This window comes from Aeromicrobium sp., assembly GCF_032084975.1.
GTDB lineage: Bacteria > Actinomycetota > Actinomycetes > Propionibacteriales > Nocardioidaceae > Aeromicrobium.
Genome location: NZ_DAMDLR010000138.1, coordinates 1 through 3572, shown reverse-complemented (window position 1 = coordinate 3572; position 3572 = coordinate 1). Strand labels below are relative to the sequence as shown.

3 protein-coding genes are annotated in these 3572 nt (G+C 69.5%); 2 read left to right on the top strand and 1 reads right to left on the bottom strand.

Annotated features, from left to right (window positions below; all coding sequences use genetic code 11):
• Together RT323_RS16345 and secA are read left to right on the top strand one after the other, a co-directional pair.
• Window positions 1–377 (top strand): DNA glycosylase AlkZ-like family protein (locus tag RT323_RS16345; RefSeq protein ID WP_313410320.1); only part of this gene is annotated, 377 nt, incomplete at its 5' end.
• A gap of 97 nt (window positions 378–474) precedes the next feature.
• The gene (secA, locus tag RT323_RS16340; RefSeq protein WP_313410322.1) at window positions 475–3204 is read left to right on the top strand and encodes a preprotein translocase subunit SecA; all 2730 of its coding nucleotides are present in this window, start codon (window positions 475–477) and stop codon (window positions 3202–3204) included.
• Between the two features lie 29 nt (window positions 3205–3233).
• Here secA and RT323_RS16335 read toward each other — a convergent pair.
• Window positions 3234–3572 (bottom strand): Rv3235 family protein (locus RT323_RS16335; RefSeq protein WP_313410319.1); only part of this gene is annotated, 339 nt, incomplete at its 5' end.

Below are 3572 nucleotides of genomic sequence, written 5' to 3'. Positions count from 1 at the left end.
CCCCCCCCCGCCGGGTCGACGCCCGCACGCTGCTCAGCCCCTTCGACCCACTGGTGTTCGAGCGCACGCGCACGGAGCGCCTGTTCGGCTTCCGTTACCGGATCGAGATCTACGTGCCCGAGGCACAGCGTGTCCACGGCTACTACGTGCTGCCGTTCCTGCTGGGGGACAGCCTCGTGGCGCGCGTCGACCTCAAGGCAGATCGGGCCCGCGGCGTGCTCCGCGTCCTCGGGGCCTTCGCCGAGGAGGGCGCGCCGGCGTCCACCGCGACGGAGCTCGGCGCAGAGCTGCGCGGCCTCGCGGGATGGCTCGGGCTGGGCGGGATCGAGGTCGGCGATCGCGGCGACCTGGTGACGGCGCTGCGCCTCGTGCTCTGAGGGAGGGACGGACGGCGCGGTTCCGCGATGCGAACGGCGCAGGCTTCGCACCCGGTGTTCACGCACGGGGGCCTAGGATGATCGGGTGCCGAAGATCATCGACAAGATCCTGAGTGCTGGCGAGGGCAAGATCCTCAAGCGACTCGACCGCATCGCCGACCAGGTCAACGCCCTCAGCGACGAGTTCGCGGCGATGAGCGACGCCGAGCTGCGTGCCATGACCGACGAGTTCCGCGAGCGCATCGCCGGTGGCGAGTCCCTGGACGACCTGCTGCCCGAGGCCTTCGCCACCGTGCGCGAGGCGGCCACGCGCGTCCTGGGCCAGCGTCACTTCGACGTCCAGATCCTCGGTGGCGCCGCCCTGCACCTGGGCAACATCGCCGAGATGAAGACCGGTGAGGGCAAGACCCTCGTCGCGACCCTGCCGTCCTACCTCAACGCCCTGTCGGGCAAGGGCGTCCACGTCGTCACGGTCAACGACTACCTGGCCCGGTACCAGTCCGAGATGATGGGCCGCATCCACCACTTCCTCGGCCTCACGGTCGGCGTGGTCGTCGCCGGCCAGAACCCGGCCCAGCGCCGCGAGGCCTACGCGGCCGACATCACGTACGGCACGAACAACGAGTTCGGCTTCGACTACCTGCGCGACAACATGGCCGACACGCTCGACGAGTGCGTCCAGCGCGGCCACAACTTCGCGATCGTCGACGAGGTCGACTCGATCCTCATCGACGAGGCGCGCACGCCGCTGATCATCTCGGGCCCCACCGAGGACGAGGTCAAGTGGTACGCCGAGTTCGCCCGCATGATCGACGCGATGCGCATCGACGAGCACTACGAGGTCGACGAGAAGAAGCGCACCGTCGCCGTCACCGAGAAGGCCATCGACGTCGTCGAGGACCAGCTGGGCATCGCGAACCTGTACGACGCGGTCAACACCCCGCTCATCGGCTTCCTGAACAACGCCGTCAAGGCCAAGGAGCTGTTCAAGCGCGACAAGGACTACGTCGTCATCGACGGCGAGGTGCTGATCGTCGACGAGCACACCGGCCGCCTGCTCGAGGGCCGCCGTTACAACGAGGGCCTGCACCAGGCGATCGAGGCCAAGGAGGGCGTGCGCATCCGCGAGGAGTACCAGACCCTCGCCACGATCACGCTGCAGAACTACTTCCGCCTCTACGACACGCTCTCGGGCATGACCGGTACGGCCATGACCGAGGCGGCCGAGTTCGACAAGACCTACAAGCTCGGCGTCGTCCCGATCCGCACGAACAAGCCGATCCAGCGCGCCGACCTGCCCGACCTCGTCTACCGCACCGAGGACGCCAAGTTCAACGCCGTCGTCGACGACATCGCCGAGCGCCACGCGAAGGGCCAGCCGGTCCTGGTCGGCACGACCAGCGTCGCCAAGAGCGAGCGGCTCGCCAAGCAGCTGAAGAAGCGCGGCATCGCCCACGAGGTCCTCAACGCCAAGCAGCACGAGCGCGAGGCCGCGATCGTCGCGCGCGCCGGCCACCGGGGCGCCGTCACGGTCGCCACCAACATGGCCGGCCGCGGTACCGACATCATGCTGGGCGGCAGCGTCGACTTCCTCGCGGACGCCGACCTGCGCAGCAAGGGACTCGACCCCGTCGAGACGCCCGAGGAGTACGAGGCCGCCTGGCCCGAGGCCGTCGCGCGCATCGAGAAGCAGGTCGCCGCCGAGAAGGACGAGGTCATCGCCGCGGGCGGCCTGGCCGTCATCGGCACCGAGCGCCACGAGTCGCGCCGCATCGACAACCAGCTGCGTGGTCGGTCCGGCCGTCAGGGCGACCCCGGCTCGACCCGCTTCTACCTGTCGCTCGAGGACGACCTCATGCGCCTGTTCAAGGGCGAGTGGGTCAACTGGATCCTGCAGACGATGAAGATCCCCGACGACGTGCCGATCGAGAACAAGCGCGTCACGAAGTCGATCGCCTCGGCGCAGGGCCTGGTCGAGGCGCAGAACTTCGAGACCCGCAAGAACATCCTCAAGTACGACGACGTCATGAGCGCGCAGCGCGAGGTCGTCTACGCGCAGCGCCGCCGCGTGCTGGAGGGCGAGGACCTCGAGCCCCGCGTGCGCCAGATGATCGAGGACGTCACCGGCGCGTACGTGACCGCCGCGACCGAGGGCTACCCGACGACGTGGGAGCTGGACAAGCTCTGGACCGCGCTGGGCACCCTGTACCCGATCTCGCTCGACCCCGACCAGGTCATCGAGCAGGCCGGCGGCGTCGAGCGCATCGACTCGGCCACGCTGCGCAAGGTCATCGTCGAGGACGCCCTGGCCGCCTACGACAAGCGCGAGGCCGAGCTGGGCGACGAGGTGGCCCGCGAGCTGGAGCGCCGTGTCGTCATGAGCGTGCTCGACCGCAAGTGGCGCGAGCACCTCTACGAGATGGACTACCTGCGCGAGGGCATCGGCCTGCGTGCGTACAGCCAGCGCGACCCGCTGGTCGAGTACCAGCGCGAGGGTTACGACCTGTTCAACGCGATGATGGAGGGCATCTCCGAGGAGTCCGTCGGCTTCCTGTTCAACCTCAGCGTCGAGATCGAGGTCGAGGAGGACGACGAGGGCGAGGAGGGGCCGCACATCATGGCCAAGGGCCTCGAGCCCGACACCGCGCCCAAGCAGCTGTCGTACTCGGCCCCGTCCGAGGACGGCACCGCGGTCGCGCTCGACGAGTCGATCGTCGATGACGACGAGGAGCTCGACCCGAACGAGGTCGCGCGCCAGAACAAGGCGAAGGAAGCGGCTCGCCGCAAGGCCAAGGCTGCTCGCCAGTCACGCAAGAAGAACCGCTGAGCTGGGGCCGCCGGGCACGCGCCCGGCGGCTACGCCCACTCCGCGGCGGTGCACAGCCAGGTCGTGCGGCCCTGCGGGTCCTGGCCGCGTTGCAACCGCACCGCGATCGCGTGTGAGCGGCCGTGGTGCACCATGCGTGCGGCGATCTCGGCTCCCGTGTCGCCCACCATCGCGATGTGCAGTGACACGACCCGGGGGCTGCGCCGGGGACCGCCGGCGATGAAGCGTCCGGTGACGTGCTGCTGCAGTTGCTCGTAGACGCTGCGGCTGAGCCACGGGCCCAGCTGGCGGACCGGCCGGGCCCCCGTGATGACCTCGGCGAGTGCCTGCATGAAGCGGGCGCAGCGGTGCCGCAGCTGGCCCGCGTC